The sequence below is a fragment of the Ancylobacter defluvii genome, assembly GCF_018390605.1.
GTDB lineage: Bacteria > Pseudomonadota > Alphaproteobacteria > Rhizobiales > Xanthobacteraceae > Ancylobacter > Ancylobacter defluvii.
Genome location: NZ_JAHBGD010000005.1, coordinates 723,562 through 740,850, shown reverse-complemented (window position 1 = coordinate 740,850; position 17,289 = coordinate 723,562). Strand labels below are relative to the sequence as shown.

At 70.0% G+C, this 17,289-nt stretch carries 12 protein-coding genes; 9 read left to right on the top strand and 3 right to left on the bottom strand.

Going from position 1 to position 17,289, the window contains the following annotated elements:
- Positions 1 to 38: 38 nt before the first annotated feature.
- Entirely contained in the window at positions 39 to 1,607 is a 1,569-nt protein-coding gene (gene groEL / locus KHC24_RS06045; protein ID WP_213360623.1) for a chaperonin GroEL, read from the bottom strand.
- A gap of 160 nt (positions 1,608 to 1,767) precedes the next feature.
- Between groEL and KHC24_RS06040 the strand changes: the two genes are divergently transcribed.
- The 4 genes from KHC24_RS06040 (at position 1,768) to KHC24_RS06025 (ending at position 8,485) form a co-directional block, all read left to right on the top strand.
- A complete protein-coding gene (locus KHC24_RS06040) occupies positions 1,768 to 3,825 on the top strand; it encodes a hydantoinase/oxoprolinase family protein (protein WP_213360615.1) in 2,058 nt (685 codons plus the stop codon).
- A gap of 14 nt (positions 3,826 to 3,839) precedes the next feature.
- Positions 3,840 to 5,645, top strand: coding sequence for a hydantoinase B/oxoprolinase family protein (locus KHC24_RS06035; RefSeq protein ID WP_213360613.1), 1,806 nt, complete (start codon positions 3,840 to 3,842; stop codon positions 5,643 to 5,645).
- 14 nt (positions 5,646 to 5,659) lie between these two features.
- The gene (locus KHC24_RS06030) at positions 5,660 to 7,456 is read left to right on the top strand and encodes a hydantoinase B/oxoprolinase family protein (protein WP_246546178.1); all 1,797 of its coding nucleotides are present in this window, start codon (positions 5,660 to 5,662) and stop codon (positions 7,454 to 7,456) included.
- A gap of 87 nt (positions 7,457 to 7,543) precedes the next feature.
- The gene (locus KHC24_RS06025) at positions 7,544 to 8,485 is read left to right on the top strand and encodes an aminotransferase class IV (RefSeq protein ID WP_213360611.1); all 942 of its coding nucleotides are present in this window, start codon (positions 7,544 to 7,546) and stop codon (positions 8,483 to 8,485) included.
- On the opposite strand, the gene KHC24_RS06020 is transcribed toward KHC24_RS06025, so the two are convergent.
- Both KHC24_RS06020 and KHC24_RS06015 read right to left on the bottom strand, forming a co-directional pair.
- Positions 8,449 to 9,456, bottom strand: a complete 1,008-nt coding sequence (locus KHC24_RS06020) for a carbohydrate kinase family protein (RefSeq protein WP_213360604.1) — start codon at positions 9,454 to 9,456, stop codon at positions 8,449 to 8,451. The two genes, KHC24_RS06025 and KHC24_RS06020, sit on opposite strands and share 37 nt — an antisense overlap.
- A gap of 221 nt (positions 9,457 to 9,677) precedes the next feature.
- Positions 9,678 to 10,664: a LysR family transcriptional regulator gene (locus KHC24_RS06015; protein WP_213360602.1), complete on the bottom strand. Its 987-nt coding sequence runs from the start codon at positions 10,662 to 10,664 to the stop codon at positions 9,678 to 9,680.
- Between the two features lie 90 nt (positions 10,665 to 10,754).
- Between KHC24_RS06015 and KHC24_RS06010 the strand changes: the two genes are divergently transcribed.
- From KHC24_RS06010 to KHC24_RS05990, 5 genes are read left to right on the top strand one after another with little or no spacing between them, the layout of a single operon-like run.
- On the top strand, positions 10,755 to 12,089 hold the full coding sequence (locus KHC24_RS06010; RefSeq protein ID WP_213360600.1) for an aromatic ring-hydroxylating oxygenase subunit alpha: 1,335 nt from the start codon (positions 10,755 to 10,757) through the stop codon (positions 12,087 to 12,089).
- Positions 12,086 to 13,360: a cystathionine gamma-synthase family protein gene (locus KHC24_RS06005; RefSeq protein WP_213360586.1), complete on the top strand. Its 1,275-nt coding sequence runs from the start codon at positions 12,086 to 12,088 to the stop codon at positions 13,358 to 13,360. Before KHC24_RS06010 ends, KHC24_RS06005 begins: the two co-directional genes overlap by 4 nt.
- Entirely contained in the window at positions 13,357 to 14,943 is a 1,587-nt protein-coding gene (locus KHC24_RS06000; protein ID WP_213360584.1) for an FAD-dependent oxidoreductase, read from the top strand. The genes KHC24_RS06005 and KHC24_RS06000 overlap by 4 nt, the downstream gene beginning before the upstream one ends.
- Positions 14,944 to 14,954: 11 nt before the next feature.
- Positions 14,955 to 16,127, top strand: a complete 1,173-nt coding sequence (locus KHC24_RS05995) for an NAD(P)/FAD-dependent oxidoreductase (RefSeq protein ID WP_213360582.1) — start codon at positions 14,955 to 14,957, stop codon at positions 16,125 to 16,127.
- Entirely contained in the window at positions 16,127 to 17,284 is a 1,158-nt protein-coding gene (locus tag KHC24_RS05990) for an NAD(P)/FAD-dependent oxidoreductase (RefSeq protein ID WP_213360580.1), read from the top strand. Before KHC24_RS05995 ends, KHC24_RS05990 begins: the two co-directional genes overlap by 1 nt.
- The last annotated feature ends 5 nt before the right edge of the window (positions 17,285 to 17,289 follow it).

Here is a 17,289-nt window from a genome sequence, read left to right as displayed (position 1 = left end):
TGGCAACCCGTCGACCGCCGCCTGCAAGCCGCCCGCGCCTAGGTCGAGACCGACACCTCGACGGCCATGAAGTTCGCCGCGAAGGACACCGCCGCCCGTAGGGCGACGGCGAGAAGCCGGGCCGGCTCCGGGGCCGAAGCGCCATCGACAAGCACCCGCGTCTCGACGTCGAAGGAGTGATCTTCCTCGGATGCCGCCAGCATGCGGACGATCGACGGCCCATCGAGGCCGGCATTCGACACGATGGCGGCCATGGGCTGCGCCGCCGCCGTGGCGAAGAGACTGCCGACCGCCCGTCCGAGCTCGCCGGCCGGCAGCGCCGCCCGCCCGCGCCGGACCGCGTGAATGAGCGCCGCCGCGCCGCCGGGCACGGCGCCGCCGGCCGCCACAGCGCGCAGCGCCGCCGCGGCCGACCGGGCGCGCGCGTCGCGGACGGCGATTTCCGTGGCGGTGGCGCCGCCGATCCGCAATCGGGCGATACCGGCGCCGAACCGCGCCAGCCGGGCCTGATGCTGCTCGCGATCGAAGCCGAGATACAGCTCCGTGCGGATAGACTGCCGGATGGCCTCGCATCGCGCGGAAATGGCGGATTGGTCGCCGTTTCCACCGATCAGGCTGGTGGCCTGGCGGGTCATTGTTACCGCGTCCGCCCGCCCCAGCATGGCCGGGCGCAGGCCCTGCAACGTGGTGCCGAGCGCAGGGCCAATCACCGTCGCGCCGGTGGCGACGGCGATGTCCTCCAGTTGCAGCGCCCGCCACGGCCCGGCGCCCGGCGCCTTCATCGGCGCGACCTTGAATCCGCGCTCGCGCCGGTTGGCGATCAGCGTCGCCATCGCCTCCGCCTCGAAACTATCGGCGACGATCAGCAACTCGTTGCCGGATTGGGCGATCATTTCGAGGATCCGGGCCATATCGGCGAAGCTGTCGATGGCGCCGTGGTGCAGCAGGATCAACGGGTTGGACAGCTCGACGCGCTCGGTCTCGGCATCGGTGAGGAAGTGCGGCGACAGCCAGCCCTGCGGGAAGCTCATGCCGGTCTCGACGGCCAGTTCGTCGCCGATTCCGTGCCCCGTCTCGACGACGACCATGCCTTCCGGCCCTGCCCGCTCATGCGCCTGGAGGACGAGCCGGCCGATGTCGCGATCGCCACCCGCCGCGCGCACGGCAATCGCCTCCACGTCGCCGGCCGTCGTCAAAGGACGGGCCGCCGCCTCGATGGCGCCGGCGATGCACGCGCCATGGGCGAGCATCGCCTCGCGCAGAGTCGGGACGGAAATTCCTGTTTGTAATCGGCAGCTTGCACCGTGCAATAGCGAGCGGGCGAGAAGCAGGGCGAGCGAGGTTCCGTCCCCCGCCTGCGCGTGGACGTCGGCGGCGAGCTGGCGCATCGCCACCGCTCCCGCCCGCAGCCCCGGCCGATCGAACTCGACCTCCTTGGCGATCGTATAGCCGCCGCGCAACAGGACCGGCGCCGCATGCTGGCGCGACGACAGCACCGCCCGGCCGGCCGGGCCGATATTCGAGGCCACCAGATCGGCCAGGATATCGACGCCCCGCATGAGCGGCCGTCTTGCCTCCGCGTCGAACCGCACCGTCGCTCCGCTCACATCCCGCTCCTTTTCCTGCAATTCCTGCCACGCCATCCGCCGTCGTCCACGCGCCGACGGGCAATATGGCACGATGGTTGCTTCCGATTTCAAGGGAAAACTGTGATCACAGTTATTCCGATTTTTGCCCGGAATTCACTACGAGATGAGGTCGAAAGCCATGCGTCTGGCGTGTGATACAGGAGGTACCTTCACGGACCTCGTCGTCGAGAACGGTGAAGAAATCCGTCTCTTCAAGGCGTCGACGACGCCGGACGATCCGGTCCGGGGCGTCCTCAACGCCCTGACGCTGGCCGCCGAGCATTTCGGCGAGGACCGCACGGACTTCCTCGCCCGCGCGGACATGTTCATCCACGGCACCACCCGCGCCATCAACGCCATCCTGACCGGCAACACCGCGCGCACCGCCTTCCTCACCACCGAGGGCCATCCCGACGTGCTGGTGATCCGCGAAGGCGGGCGCATCGAGCCGTTCAACTTCACCGTCCCCTACCCCGAGCCCTATGTGCCGCGCCGGCTCACCTTCGAGATTCCCGAGCGCATCGAGGCCACCGGCAATATCCGCACCCCGCTCGACGAGGCGGCCGCCCTGGCAGTGATCGAGAAGCTGAAGACGCTGAAGGTGGAGGCGGTGGCCGTCTGCTTCCTGTGGTCGATCGTCAATGCCGCGCATGAGAAGCGGATGGGCGAGCTGCTGGCCGAGCACCTGCCGGGCGTGCCGTTCACGCTGTCACACGCGCTCAACCCGACGCTGCGCGAATATCGCCGCGCCTCGGCCACCGCGATCGACGCCTCGCTGAAGCCGCTGATGTTCGACTATCTCGACAGCCTGACCCGCCGCCTGCGCGAGGCGGGCTTTGCCGGCCGGACGCTGATGGTCACCTCCGGCGGCGGCATCATGGACGCCGAGGCGGTGGCGCGGGCGCCGATCCATTCGATCAATTCCGGCCCGGCCATGGCGCCGATCGCCGGCCGCTTCTACACCGACCGCGACTTCGACCATGCCGAGGCCATCGTCGCCGATACCGGCGGCACCACCTACGATGTCAGCCTGGTGCGCGACGGCCGCATTCCGTGGACGCGCGAGACCTGGATCGGCCAGCGCTTCCGCGGCCACATGACCGGCTTCCCCTCGGTCGACGTCAAGAGCATCGGCGCCGGCGGCGGCTCGATCGCCTGGGTCGACGATGGCGGGCTGCTGCGCGTCGGCCCGCAGAGCGCCGGCTCCACCCCCGGCCCGGTCGCCTATGGCAAGGGCGGCACCGAGCCGACCGTGACCGACTGCTCGATCATCCTCGGCTATATCGACCCCGACTTCTTCCTCGGCGGCACCATGGTGCTCGACCGCGAGGCGGCGCGGAAGGTGCTGAAGGAGAAGATCGCCGACCGGCTCGGCCTCAGCGTGGAAGAGGCCGCGGCCTCGGTGCTGACGCTGGCCACCGAGAAGATGGTGGGCGCCATCGACGAGATCACCATCAACCAGGGAATCGACCCCTCCAACGCCGTGCTGATCGGCGGCGGCGGCGCGGCGGGGCTGAACGCGGTGGCGGTCGGCCGCCGTCTCGGCTGCGCCGGCGTGCTGATCCCCGAAGCCGGCTCAGTGCTGTCGGCGGCCGGCGCGCTGATGTCGGACATCTCCTCCGACTACGCGCAGATGCACTACACCACCAGCCGGCGCTTCGCCTTCGATCAGGTCAACGCCGTGCTCGCCGAGCTGGAGGCGCGCTGCAAGGCGTTCGCCGAGGGCCCCGGCGCCGGCGCGCTGAAGGTGACCACCGAATTCTCGGTCGAGGCGCGCTACATGCACCAGATCTGGGAGATCGAGGTGCCGATGGGCCTGAGCCGCGTCAAGGACGAGGCCGACCTCGAGGCGCTGAAGGAGGCGTTCCACGCCACCCACAAGATGATCTTCGAGATCACCGACCCGGATTCCGACATCGAGTTCGTCACCTGGCGCGCCAAAGTGAGCTGCAAGATCCGCGAGGGCGGCACCGGACGCCTGCCGACGCAGGAGGTGGCAGCGCAGATCGACAAGCGGCCGATCTATTTCAGCCAGACCGGCTGGACCAACGCGCAGGTGCTGCGCTTCGAGAGCATGCCGCCGAACGCGCCGGTCACCGGCCCCGCCATCATCGAATCCTCCTTCACCACCGTCGTCGTCGATCCGGGCACGCATGCGCTGCGCACCGATGGCGGCGGCCTGAAGATCACCTTCTGAGGAGGCGGAACGCGATGAATGTGAATGTCAGCATCCGCCGCACCGACGGCGTGAAGACCGCGATCCTCGCCAGCCGTTTCGAGAGCATCGCCCGCAAGATGCAGAACACGCTGTTCCGCACCGCCCGCTCGGGCATCCTGAATACGGCGCACGATTTTTCCTGCGTGATCCTGACCGCCGATTGCCGTCTGCTGGCGGCGGCGGAGAGCCTGCCCAGCCACACGCTGACCGGGCCGGACATCATGTGCCGCTACGTGATGAAGTATCATCCGAAGCTGCGCCGGGGCGACTGCTTCCTGCACAACAGCCCCTATGAGGGCAACTCGCACGCCGCCGACCATTGCCTGATCGTGCCGGTGATCGACGAGGACGGCATCCTGCGCTTCTTCGTCCTCGCCAAGGCGCACCAGGCCGATTGCGGCAATTCCCGCCCCTCGACCTATCTCGGCGACGTCGCCGACGTGTTCGAGGAAGGCGCGCTGATCTTCTCGGCGGCGAAGATCCAGTCCGACTACCAGGACAATGAAGACCTGATCCGCATGTGCCGCGCCCGCATCCGCGTGCCGGAACAATGGTGGGGCGACTACCTCGCCACGCTCGGCTCGGTGCGCATCGGCGAGCGCGAGATACTGGAGCTCGGCAAGAGTTTCGGCTGGGACGAGCTGGAGGATTATGCCGAGAGCTGGTTCGACTATTCCGAGCGCAAGATGGCCGACGCCGTCTGCAAGCTGCCCTCCGGCAAGCGCCTCGTCACCACCGCGCACGATCCCTTCCCCGGCATTCCCGACGGCATCCCGGTGAAGGCGGCGGTCGAGATCGACAGCGAAGCCGGCATGATCCGCGTCGACCTCACCGACAATCCGGACTGCCAGCCCTGCGGCCTCAACCTCACCGAGGGCACCTCGATGAGCGCCGCCATGGTGGCGATCTTCAACAGCCTGATCGACCATACCGTGCCGGTGAACGCCGGCAGCTTCCGCCGCCTCGACATCAGGATCCGGGAGAATTGCTGCGTCGGCATCCCGCAGCATCCCGCCTCCTGCTCGGTGGCGACCACCAACCTCGCCGACCGCGTCGCCAACCCGGTGCAGCGCGCGCTGGCCGAGATCGCGCCGGGCTACGGCATGGCGGAGACCGGGCCGATCATGCCGCCGGGCATGGGCGTCATTTCCGGCCGCGATCCGCGCCATGACAACGAGCCCTTCGTCAACCAGGTGCATATCGGCGTCACCGGCGGCGCCGGCACCCCGGTGACAGACGGCTTCCTATCCATCATCCATGTCGGCAATGCCGGCATGTGTCATCTCGACTGCATCGAGGTGGACGAGTTGCACCACCCGGTGTTCATCGCCGGCCGCCGGCTGGTGCCGGACACCGAAGGTGCCGGCACCTTCCGCGGCGCGCCGTCCATGCTGGCCGAGTTCGGGCCGATCGACGATTGCGCGATGAAGGTGCTCTACACGGCGGATGGCACCATCACCCCGGCGCTCGGCACGCGCGGCGGCGGCGAGGGCGGCAAGACCAAGGCGCGCAAGCGCGAACTGGACGGCAGCCTCACCGAGCTGCCGGCCTGCTACGGCGCCGAACTCAATGCGGGCGAGATGATCGTCTCCTATTCCTCCGGCGGCGGCGGCTACGGCTCGCCGCTGCAGCGGGAGCCCGAGCGGGTGCTGCACGACCTGCGCGAGGGCTGGATCACCGCCGGCCGCGCTTTCGAGGTCTACGGCCTCGTCACCACCGGCCGCACCGAGGACGACACGCTGGCCGTCGACATTGCCGCCACCACGGCCCGCCGGGCCGCGCTGGCCGCCGCCGCGTGAAGGGAGACGGTTTCATGTCGATGATAACCAAGACACTCGAAGCACCGGCCACCGGCGTGCGGATGGCGATCATCTCCAACCGCATGGAGGGCATCGCGCGGAAGATGCAGAACACGCTGTTCCGCACCGCGCGTTCGGGCGTGCTGAACACGGCGCACGACTTCTCCTGCGTCATCCTCACCGCCGATTGCCAGCTGCTGGCCACGGCGGAAAGCCTGCCGATCCACACCCTGATCGGCCCCGACCTGATGTGCCAGTACGTGAAGAAGTACCACCCGGTACTGAAGGCCGGCGATTGCTACCTGCACAACAGCCCCTATGAGGGCGATTCGCATGCCGCCGATCATTGCCTCATCGTGCCGGTGGTCGACGATGCCGGCATCACCCGCTTCTTCGTGCTGGCCAAGGCGCACCAGGCCGATTGCGGCAACTCGCAGCCGACCACCTATATGGGCGGCGCCCGCGACGTGTTCGAGGAAGGCGCGCTGATCTTCTCGGCGGCCAAGATCCAGTCCGGCTACGAGGACAACCAGGATCTGATCCGCATGTGCCGGTCACGCATCCGCGTGCCCGAGCAGTGGTGGGGCGACTACCTCGCCACCCTCGGCGCGGTGCGCATCGGCGAGCGCGAGCTGCTGGCGCTCGGCAAGGAGATCGGCTGGCAGGCGCTCGACGACTACGCCGACTCCTGGTTCCAGTATTCCGAGGACAAGATGGCGCAGGCCATCTCCCGGCTGCCCTCCGGCAAGGTGACGGTGCATTCCGGCCACGACCCCTTCCCCGGCGTGCCGGACGGCATCCCGGTCAACGTCACCGTCGAGGTGGACGCGGCAGCCGGCCGGATCACCGTCGACCTGACCGACAATATCGACTGCCAGCCCAGCGGCCTCAATCTGTCGGAGGGCTGCGCCCGCACGGCGGCGATGATCGGCATCTATAACGGGCTGATCGACCACAGCGTGCCGCCCAATGCCGGCAGCTTCCGCCGCGTCGACATCAAGCTGCGCGAGAACTGCGTGGTCGGCATACCCAGCCACCCGCATTCCTGCTCGGTGGCGACCACCAACCTCGCCGACCGCGTCTCGACGCCGGTGCAGCGGGCGATCGCCGAGATCGCCCCCGGCTTCGGCATGGCGGAAACCGGGCCGATCATGCCGCCGGCCATGGGGGTGATCTCCGGCAAGGACCCACGCACCGGCGAGTCCTTCGTCAACCAGATATTCCTCGGCGTCACCGGTGGCGCCGGCACGCCGGTGACCGACGGCTTCCTCACCATCATCCATTGTGGCAATGCCGGCCTCTGCCGGCAGGACAGCATCGAGGTGGACGAATTGCACCATCCGCTGTTCGTTGCCGACCGTCGCCTGCTGGCCGACACCGAGGGCGCCGGCACCTATCGCGGCGCGCCCTCGATGCGGGCCGAGTTCGGTCCCATCGAGGGCTGCACCATGAAGGTGATCTACACCGCCGACGGCACGATCAACCCGGCGGTCGGTGCGCTGGGCGGCGGGTCCGGCGGGCTGTCGGACGCCTTCAAGCGCGAGCTGGACGGCAGCCTCACCCGGCTGCCGGGCTGCTATGGCGTCGAGCTGAAGCCGGGGGAGACCGTCGTCTCGGTCTCGGCCGGCGGCGGTGGCTATGGCGAACCCAGGCAACGCAAGGCGGAAAGCGTGCTCGCCGACGTCCGGGAAGGCTGGATCTCGCCGGAACGCGCCCGCGAGGTCTACAGCCTCGCGGTGAGCGGCACGGCCGAAGACGACACGTTCGCCATCGACGCCGCCGCCACCGCGGCGCTGCGCGCCGGCGGCTAGCCCGGAGCACCGAAAGGCCGGTATCGAGACAGGCGGCGGAGGCGCTCTCCGCCGCTCCCACCGTCGCGTCCCCAGAACCAGCATGAGATGAGCGAGATGCAGACCAACCGCTTTGCCGCCGGAGCCGCCTATGTCGACGGCGTGTTCAAGCCGATGGCCGAGGCCGTCATTCCGGTGAACGATTTCGGCTACCGCCGCTCCGACGTCACCTATGATGTCGTCGGGGTGTGGGAAGGCAATTTCTTCCGGCTCGACGACCACATCGCCCGCTTCCGCAACTCGATGAACGCCCTGCGGCTCCAGCCGCCGGAGAGCAACGACACGATCAAGGACATCCTGCACAAGCTGGTGCGCCTTACCGGCCTGCGCTCGGCCTATGTGGCGATGGATTGCCTGCGCGGCGTTCCCGTGCCCGGCAAGCCGCGCCACCCGGCCAACGCGCGCAACTACCTCGTCGCCTATGCGGTGCCGTGGATCTCCATCGTCACAGAGGAACAGTATGAGCGCGGCGTGCACATGATCATCGCCAGGACGCTGCGCATTCCGCCGGAGAGCTTCGACCCGCGGGTGAAGAATTTCCACTGGGGCGACCTGACCGCCGGCCTGTTCGAGGCGCTGGACCAGGGGGCGGACACCGCCGTGCTGCTCGACACCGACGGCAACGTCACCGAGGGACCGGGCTTCAACGTGTTCTCCATCACCGACGGGGTGGTGGCGACGCCGATCCGCGGCGGGCTCGACGGCATGACGCGGCAATCGGTGTTCGAGCTGTGCGGCGAGCTGGGCATTCCCTGCGTCGCCCGAGCGGTGCCGGCGGAGGAGCTGCGCCAGGCCGACGAGATCTTCACCTGCACCACCGCCGGCGGCATCATGCCAGTGTCGCGGATCGACGGCCGCATCATGGGCAATGACCGGCCGGGCGTCATCTCGTCGAAGCTGAAGGATCTGTTCTGGGCGCGGCGCGCCGAGGGCTGGCACGCCACGCCGGTGAACTACGACGCCCCCGTCGAGGAGACGGCCGGCGCCTGAGAGCCCGGCTCCGCCGCAAGCTCGTGCCGCCAGGGCGGATCGGCGCCGATCCGGGTGACGGAGACCGCCGCCGCCCGGATGGCGAAGGCCAAAGCGGCGAGCAGGGCCTCGGCCCCGATGCTCGCCAACGCGGCGGGATCGAGCGCCCCCTGCTCCGCCAGCGCGGCGAGGAAGCCGGCATTGAAGGTATCGCCGGCACCCACGGTGTCGGCGACCACCACCGCCGGCGCGGCGACCTGCCCGTCGAAGGTGGCGGTGAAGGCATGCGCGCCCCGGCCGCCCAGGGTCACCAGCACCAGGCGCGGCCCCATCGCCAGCACCGTGCGGGCCTGATCGGCGAGGTCGCCGGGGCCGATCAGCCAACCGAGATCCTCGTCGGAGAGCTTGACGATGTGGCTGAGGCCGATCAGCCGCCGGATCCGGGCGCGATAGGCGGCCTCGTCGCGGATGAAACCCGGCCGCACATTGGGGTCGAGCATGATCAGCCGCCCGCGCCCGTCGCCGGCGAAGGCGGTCGCCATCGCCTCGATGGTGGTGCCGACCGGCTCCACCACCAGGCTGATGCCGCCGAGGAACAACGCGCCCACCTGCGCCGGCACCGCGGGAATATCCGCCGGGGTCAGCATCCGGCCAGCGGTGTTCTCGTCGAGGAACAGATAGCGCGCCTGCCCCGCGACCAGCGTCACGAAGGCCAGCGTCGAGGGACGGTCGGCCGGCCGGCACAGGCTGGCATCGACGCCGGCGGCGGCCAGCGCCTCACGCAGCCGGTCGCCGAACATGTCGGTCGACAGGCCGTACCAGAACCACGTCGGCAGGCCGAGGCGGGCGGCGGCGATGGCGGTGTTGAACACCGCCCCGCCGGGTAGCGGCAGGAAGGCCTGCCCTTCCGGCGTCTGTCGCGGCACCATGTCGATGAGCGCCTCGCCCACGCAGAGCAGCGCGGGGGCCGGTGTCGAATGCGAGCTGGTCATGCGCGGCGCCCCTGCCCTGACGATCCTGTCACGCCTGTTAAGACCGCGCCGCGCGACATCGTCAACACGGATGTTCCGCCCCGGCCTCGATCCCCGTGATCCGTCGCCGGACCCGCCGCAGCTCCACCCTATCCGTGCGGCCAGGGTCCCCGGCTCGATATTGGAACACGGCGATGGCGCGGGCGGCACCGCGAACGGCCGCGCCACCTCCCCCGCAATGATCAGCCCGGCACGGACGGCAGCTGCGCGTAGCGCCGCACCACCCAGGAGCGGAACAGCGCCACCGCGGGATCGGCCATGTCGTCGGGATGGACGGCGAGATAATAGCCGAAGCCGCTCTGGCTGGTGGCATTGGCGAACGGCGTGACGAGGCGTCCGTCGGCGAGCTCGGAGGCGAACAGGTCGACATCGACCAGCGTCACCCCGCCGCCCGCCACCGCGCATTGCACCGCCAGAGCCTCGGTTTCGAAGGCCAGCCCGCGCGAGACCGCGATGTCGATGCCGCGCTGGCGCGTATAGACCGACCACAGCGTGCCGAAGGGCTCGCCCTCTAGCTTCACATGCAACAGCTCGTTGGCGCGCAGGAAGGCGGCGAGGTCGAGGCCGGTCGCGCGGGCCGCCACCTCCGGCGCGCAAGCCGGGGTCTGGCTGACCATCCACAAAGGATCGCGAATGGCGTCGCCGAGATGCGGCCGGTCGAACACCACCGCGAGATCGACGCTGCGTCCCGCCGGCAGGCCGATGCCGTTGCTGCTCGACACGTCGATCGGCACGTCGGGGAAGGCGCGGCGGAATTCGGCGAGCAAGGACAGGCCGACCACGTGCAGGAAGGTCGGCGGCATGTGCACCTTGAGCACCCGGCCGCCCTGGCCGGGCTGGCGCCGCAGCCCCTTCAGGGTTTCCTCGATGCGGTCGAAGGATTGGGCCACCACCGGCAGCAGCGCCGCGCCGGCGGCGGTCAGCGCCATGCCCTGCGAGCGACGCTCCAGCAGCCGGCAGCCGAGATACTCCTCCAGGCGCCCGACATGGCGGCTCAGTGCGCTCTGCGAGATGTGCAGCGCCGCCGCCGCCCCGGTAAAGCTCAGTCGCTGGCCGACCGCCTCGAAGGCCCGGAGCGCGTTCAGCGGCAGCCAGACCCGCCCGCCGTCCGGCGGCTCCGCTTCCGTGGACCGCGCAGGCTCGACGACATCGGGACGGGGGAACGGCAAGCCTTTTGCCTCCATGCGATAGGCCTATCGAAAAACGTAATTTGAACGGTTCCAGACGCTCTGCCAAGATCGCCGAAAAGGGGAACAGGCATGCTCGATCTTGAGAGAATCCGTGCGCTCGTCGCCGGGCGCCGGCCGGGATATTCGCTGCCGCAGGCACTCTACAACAGCCCGGACGTTCTCGCCTTCGATCTCGACGCCATCTTCGGCCAATCCTGGATACTGGTCGGCTTCACCTGCGAGATCCCGCAGCCGCGCGGCTATCTCGCCGTCACCGTCGGCCAGTCGCCGGTGGTGGTGACGCGCGACCGCGAGGGCATCTATCGCGCCTTCCACAATTCCTGCCGCCACCGCGGCGCGCAGATCTGCGCCGAAGGCGCGGGCGCGCGCGGACGCCTGACCTGCCCCTATCACCAGTGGGTCTACGACCTCGACGGCAAGCTGGTGCATGCCCGCCACATGCAGGCGAGCTTCGATCCGGCCGAGCACGGCCTGCGGCCGGTGCATGTGCAGAACGTCGCCGGCGCGCTGTTCGTCTGTCTCGCGCAGACGCCGCCGTCCTTCGCCCGCTTCCGCGAGGAACTGGAGCCGCTGCTGGCCCCGCACCGGCTGGAAGAGGCCAAGCTGGCCTTCCAGAACACGCTGGTGGAGAAGGGCAACTGGAAGCTGGTCATGGAGAACGCCCGCGAGTGCTATCACTGCGGCGTCGGCCATCCCGAGCTGTGCCTCACCTTCCCCATCGAGGACGCTTCCGGCGGCCATTTCGCCCAGGACGGTGACCCGCGCCACGACGCCTTCGCCGCCCGCATCGCCGCGGCCGGGCTCGCGCGCGGTCCCTTCATCGGCCCCTGGTGGCAGGTCGAGCGCTTCCCGCTCAACGAGGGACAGCTGTCGCTGACCATCGACGGCGCACTCGCCTGCAAGAAGCTGATGACCGCCGGCGACGAGGAGGATATCGGCTCGCTGCGCTGGGCCATCGAGCCGCACAGCTTCTGCCATTCGACGGCCGACACCACCGTCTATTTCAGCGCCATGCCCACCGCCACCGGCGAGACGCTGGTGACCTGCAAATGGCTGGTCCACAAGGATGCGGTGGAGGGGATCGATTACGATGTCGAGCATCTCACCGCGCTGTGGAACGTCACCAATCTACAGGATCGCGACCTCGTCGAGAACAATCAGCGGGGCGTGAACTCGGTCGGCTATCTGCCTGGTCCCTATAGCGAAAGCGACGAATCCTACGTGCTGCGCTTCATCGACTGGTATTGCGACAAGGCGCTCGACTACATCGCCGCCGGCACCGGCATCGACGGGAGGCCGATCGCGCTGCGTGAGCCGCCGCCGGCGACGACGCCGGCCGAACACATGCCGGCCTTTGCGGCGAAGCCCGCCTCCGATGCCCAGTCCAAGGCGGAGCCCGCGTGAGCACCGACCGGCGCGACGACCCACCGGACGCCTTCCATCCCGACACGCTCGCCGTCGGCTTCGGCTATGATCCGCAGAGCGCGTCCGGGGCGGTGAAGCCGCCGGTCATGCTCACCTCGACCTTCGCCTACCCGTCCGCGGCGGCGGCGAAGCAGGCGCACCGGGACTATTTCGACGGCGCCGGACCGGGCCGCGACGCCGCCTTCATCTATGCGCGGCTCGATCATCCCAACCTCGCATTACTGGAAAAGCGCTTCGCCGCGCTGGAGGGTGCCGAGGATGCCGCCGCCTTCGCCTCCGGCATGGCGGCGATCTCCGCCATCCTGCTGGCGCATCTCAAACCCGGCGACAGCGTGCTGCATACCCGCCCGCTCTATGGCGGCACGCATGGGCTGTTGCACGGCCCGATCGCCGGCATCGGCGTGACGCCGGTCGCCATAGGCGATGCGCTCGATCCCGCCAGCGTCGCCGAGGCGGCCGAGGCGGCCTCCCGCCATGGCCCGGTCGCGCTCATCTTCGTGGAAACGCCGGCCAATCCCACCAACGGCATCGCCGACATCGCGCTCATCGCCCGCACCGCCGACACGCTGGCCGAACGGCAAGGCGGACGGCGGCCGTTGCTGGTGGTCGACAACACCTTCCTCGGCTCGCTGCTGCAGGCGCCGCTGGCGCATGGCGCCGATCTCGCCATGACCTCGCTGACCAAATATGCCGGCGGGCACAGCGACCTGATCGGCGGCGCGGTCTCCGGCGGCAGGGCGATGATCGGCCCGCTGCGGCGGCTGCGCACCTTGCTCGGCAGCCATCTCGACCCGTTCACCTCATGGCTCGCCTTGCGCTCGCTGGAAACCTTCCCGCTGCGCAACCGCCGCGCCAATGCCAATGCCGCCATCGTCGCCAGCTTCCTGCGCGACCATCCCAAGGTGGCCAGCGTCAGCTATCTCGGCTTCCTCGAGGCCGGGACGCCGGCCCGCGCGGTGTTCGTGCGCCAGTGCTCGGGCGCCGGCTCGACCTTCTCCTTCCGCATTCGCGGCGGCGAAGCGGAGGCCTTCGCCATGCTGGACCGATTGCAGGTGTTCCGCATGGCGGTCAGCCTCGGCGGCACCGAGAGCCTGATCTGCCATTCGGCGACCACCACGCATTATTCGGTGCCGCCGGAGATCCGCCGCGAGGTGGGGGTGGACGACGCCACGCTGCGCATCTCCATCGGCATCGAACATCCCGACGACCTTGTCGCCGACCTCGCTTCAGCGCTGGACGCCCTTCCATGAAACTGACCCTGCCCGCCCCCGACCGCTTCTCGATCGCCGGCAAGACGGCTACGCCGGACGAGCGCGCGGAAATCGTGGTGATCGGCGCCGGCCCCGCCGGCTGCGCCGCCGCCATCGAGGCGGCGAAGGCCGGCGCGCAAGTGGTGCTGATCGACGAGAACCCGGTCGCGCCCGGCCTGATCGGCATGGACGTGCCGTTGCAGTATGGCGGCCGCGCCACCCCCGCGGTGCAGACGCCGGAACGTCTGGTCGAGCGGGTGCTGGAGGCCAATCCGGCGCTGGGCGAAGCCTTCGAGCTCGGCGTCGATGTCCGCCTCTCGACCTATGCCTGGGGCGCCTGGGTGAACGGGCCGGGGCTGCGCGGCCTTGCCACCGGCATTATCGGCCTCGCCGACGAGACGCGGAGCTGGACGCTGGGCTTCGACCGGCTGATCCTCGCCACCGGCGCCCGCGACCTCAACCTGTCCTTCGCCGGCTCCGACCAGCCGGGCGTGATGGGCGCGCAGGCGCTGCACGCGCTGATCGCCCGCTACGGCGCCTTCGCCGGGCGGCGGCTGGCGATCCTCGGCACCGGCTCGCTCGCCCTCGATGCGGCCGAACTCGCCCTTGCGCATGGGCTGGAGGTGGCGGCGCTCGTCGAGGCCCGCGAAGCCGGTGTCGGCGATCCCGCGCGGCTGGCGGCGCTGGCGGCGCAGGGCGTCGAGATCATCGCCGGCCATGTGCCCCTCGCCGCCGAGGGCGGGCCGGACGGCGTCACCGGCCTGGTGCTCGCCAACATCGCCGCGCCGGAGCGCCATCGCCACATCGATTGCGACACGGTGTGCCTCGCCATCGGCGCGGTGCCGGTGATCGAGCTGTTCGACGTGCTGGGGGCGAAGCGCACTCTGGTGACGGAACGCGGCGGCCATGTGCCGGTGGTCGGCGCCGATGGCGGCACCTCGCTCGCCGAGGTGTTTGCCGCCGGCGACTGCACCGGCCTCGGCAGCGATGCGGTCGAGGCCGGCGGCGCGGCGGCGCGGGCGGCGCTCCGCTCGCTCGGCCGCCCGGCGGAAGCCGAGCTTCCGCGCCTCGTCCCGCCCGGTCCGGATGCCCTCGCCTACCAGCTCGACTGGGCGCGGGCGCTGCTGTCGACCGGCGGTCCGGAGGTGCTGGCCTGCATCTGCGAGGATGTCACCCGCGGCGAACTGCTCGCCGTGCAGCCGCCGCGCTATCTCGGCTGGAGCTCCAACGCCATCGCCCGGCGCGATCTCGGCACCCTCGCCGAGGACGGCCCGCTCGACCAGGACCAGATCAAGCGCCTCACCCGCGCCTGCATGGGCGCCTGCCAGGCGCGTCGCTGCCGCGAGCAGGTGGCGCTGATGATGGCGCTCGGCGCCGGCGTGCCGGCGCAATCGATCCCGCTCGCCGGCTACCGGGCGCCGGTGCGGCCGCTGCCGCTCTCCGTGCTCGCCGATGCCGACGAGCCGGCGGCGATGGCGGAGAACTGGAACGTGTGGTTCGGCATCGTCACCCAGTGGATCTCCTATGACGACATCGGCACCGAGCGCGAGGCCGAGCAGCTTCGCGCCGGCATGCCTTACTGAAGGGGCGCGAGATGGCGAAGTCCGGGTCTTCCGTGGTGGTGGTCGGTGGCGGCGTCACCGGCCTGTCCGCCGCCTGGTGGCTGGCGCGCTCCGGCGTCGAGGTGACGGTGCTGGAAAAGGGCATCGTCGGCTTCGAGGCCTCCGGCCGCAATGGCGGCGGCTGCACGCATTACCAGAGCCCGCTGTTCCATGAGGAACAGCGGCTGTGGCCGCAGATGGACGAGCTGCTCGGCTATCCCACCGAGCACCGTTCCGGCCGCATCGTGTTCCAGGTCGACGAGCGCAAGGCGAACTTCCACGAGGGCCTCGCCATGCGCATCCCGGCCGGCTACGCGTGGGAGGTGCTGGACGGCAAGCAGGTGCGCGAGCGGGTGCCGCTCGCCGGCGACAACGCGATTTCCGGCGTGCAGCTGCATTTCGGCGGCCATGCCAATCCGCAGCGCACCTCGCAGGCCTATGCCTGGGCGGCGCAGGACCATGGCGCCCGCATCCGCCAGCATGTGGCGGTGCGCGGCTTCGAGATGGCGGGCGGGCGCGTCAGCGCGGTCGAAACCTCGCAGGGGCGCTTCGGCTGCGACGCGCTGGTGATCGCCGCCGGGCCGCAGACCGGCCAGCTCGCCGCCATGCTCGGCCACCACTTGCCGATGGCGCCGGCGCGGGCGGAGATGATCGTCACCGAGCCGCTGCCGCTGATGCCGATGGGCGGCGTCGATGGCCACGGCCTCTATGGCCGGCAGACGCTGCGCGGCAACCTCGCCTATGGCGGCGGCCCGCATGAATGGTATGACGACATCGCGCTGGAGAGCCCGCCGCCGCGCCCCTCGGGCAGCGTGCTGCGCGGCCTCGCCAAGCGTGTCGCCGAGCTGCTGCCGCGGGCGGCGCATGCGCGGGTGATCCGCTCATGGGCGGGGGTGATCGAGAACACCCCGGACGGCCGCCCGGTGATCGAGCGGCTGTCGTCGCCGGACAATGTGACGCTCGCCACCATGTCGAGCGTCGGCTTCGGGCTGTCGCCGGCCAGCGGGCATGCCATTCGCGACCTCGTCGTCGATGGCGTCTGCTCCTTCGCCGACCTGTCCAAGCTGTCGCTCGCCCGCTTCGCCGAGCTGTCGCCGGATTGGCGCCGCGAGCTCAACTGGCTGCCGCCCGAAACTGCCGCCGCCTCGCAGGGAGCCTCCCGCTGATGTCCAAGGGTTCCGTCATCGTCGTCGGCGCCGGCATTGCCGGCCTGTCGACCGCCTGGGCGCTGAACCGGCGCGGCTTCGACGTCTCGGTGTTCGAGCAGGGGCCGATCCCCAATCCCCGCGCCACCTCGCATGACGAGCACCGCATCACCCGCTACGCCTATGGCGCCCATGAGGGCTACGCCTATCTGATGCCGCAGGCCTTCGCCCTGTACGAGCGGATGTTCGCCGACATCGGCGCCGACCATTTCGCCCGCTCCAAGGTGGTGTATTTCCTGCGCGAAGAGGTGGGCTGGCACGAGCCGACGGTGCGCTCGCTCACCCGGCTCGGCGCCGGCTTCCGCGACATCCCGCTCGCCGAGGTGCCCGAGCGCTTCCCGATGGTGGAGACCGCCGGGCTCACCCGCGCCATCGAGACCGACGATGGCGGCATGCTGTTCCCGATCCGCATCCTCACCGATCTCACTGTCACGCTCGGCGCGCGCGGCGTGCGCTTTTATGCCGACAGCCGCGTCACCGAGGTCGATCCGGAAGCGGGCACGGTGGTCGCCAATGGGGCGGAGCATCGCGCCGATCATGTGGTGATCGCCGCCGGCGCCTGGGTGAACAAGCTGACGCCGCTGCTGCAGGACACCGTTGTCCCCTCACGCCAGGCGGTGATGTATCTCGCCCCGCCGCCGGAGCTGGCCAGGCTCTGGGCCGAGGCGCCGGTGCTGATCGACATGGGGCTTCAGAGCGGCACCTACACGCTGCCGCCGCGCCGCGGCACGCGGCTCAAGATCGGCGACCATGTGTTCACCCGCTCGGGCGACGCGGATGGCGACCGTATCGCCACGCCGGCGGATGTCGCCCGGCTGGAGAGCGCGGCGCGCCTCGCCTATCGCGACTTCGACCGCTATCAGGTGCTGGAGCGCAAGATCTGCTTCTACACCGTCACCCGCGACGATTCCGAGCGTTTCGCGGTGCGGCCATGGGGGGCGCGGGCCTGGGTGGTCAGCGCCTGCTCGGGCCACGGCTTCAAGCTCGGGCCGCTGATCGGCGACGGCGTTGCCGCGGCGATCGCCGGCGAGCGCTCGGCGGAGGAGACGACGCGCCGGGCGGCCGGCCTGCTCGATCTGGCGGAGACGAGCGCCGCGGCACCGGAGCTTGCGGGCTAAGCCGC

Bases quoted from the DNA above. Each gene is read 5' to 3' on its own strand.
- KHC24_RS06030 (WP_246546178.1), top strand. From the start codon at position 5,660: ATGTCGATGATAACCAAGACACTCGAAGCACCGGCCACCGGCGTGCGG.
- KHC24_RS06035 (WP_213360613.1), top strand. From the start codon at position 3,840: ATGAATGTGAATGTCAGCATCCGCCGCACCGACGGCGTGAAGACCGCG.
- KHC24_RS06020 (WP_213360604.1), bottom strand. From the start codon at position 9,456: ATGACCAGCTCGCATTCGACACCGGCCCCCGCGCTGCTCTGCGTGGGC.
- KHC24_RS05990 (WP_213360580.1), top strand. From the start codon at position 16,127: ATGTCCAAGGGTTCCGTCATCGTCGTCGGCGCCGGCATTGCCGGCCTG.
- KHC24_RS06040 (WP_213360615.1), top strand. From the start codon at position 1,768: ATGCGTCTGGCGTGTGATACAGGAGGTACCTTCACGGACCTCGTCGTC.
- KHC24_RS05995 (WP_213360582.1), top strand. From the start codon at position 14,955: ATGGCGAAGTCCGGGTCTTCCGTGGTGGTGGTCGGTGGCGGCGTCACC.
- KHC24_RS06010 (WP_213360600.1), top strand. From the start codon at position 10,755: ATGCTCGATCTTGAGAGAATCCGTGCGCTCGTCGCCGGGCGCCGGCCG.
- KHC24_RS06025 (WP_213360611.1), top strand. From the start codon at position 7,544: ATGAGCGAGATGCAGACCAACCGCTTTGCCGCCGGAGCCGCCTATGTC.
- KHC24_RS06000 (WP_213360584.1), top strand. From the start codon at position 13,357: ATGAAACTGACCCTGCCCGCCCCCGACCGCTTCTCGATCGCCGGCAAG.